The sequence below is a fragment of the Bacillus sp. SIMBA_008 genome (assembly GCF_046535495.1).
GTDB classification, from domain to species: Bacteria; Bacillota; Bacilli; order Bacillales; family Bacillaceae; genus Bacillus; species Bacillus subtilis.
The window spans coordinates 1-231 of sequence record NZ_JAWRWL010001385.1 but is presented as its reverse complement, the minus strand read 5'-3'; the positions used below and the strand labels follow the sequence as shown (position 1 = coordinate 231).

General features: G+C 35.5%; 1 protein-coding gene. It reads left to right on the top strand.

Going from position 1 to position 231, the window contains the following annotated elements:
* A partial coding sequence (locus SB658_RS28000) for a prolyl oligopeptidase family serine peptidase (RefSeq protein WP_410603864.1) occupies positions 1–231 on the top strand: 231 nt, incomplete at both ends.

Here is a 231-nt window from a genome sequence, read left to right as displayed (position 1 = left end):
CTATAGAGGAAGTTCTGGTTATGGTAATGAATTTTTAAAAGCAAACTATAGAAAACAAGGAATTGCTGATTATGATGATATTATATCTGGAGTGGATAAACTAGTTGAAAAGGGGATGGTAGACAAGGATAGAGTAGGAGTTATGGGATGGAGTAACGGAGGATATATATCAGCTTTCTGTTCTACATTTAGTGATAGATTTAAAGCTATTTCAGTTGGGGGCGGAATCAC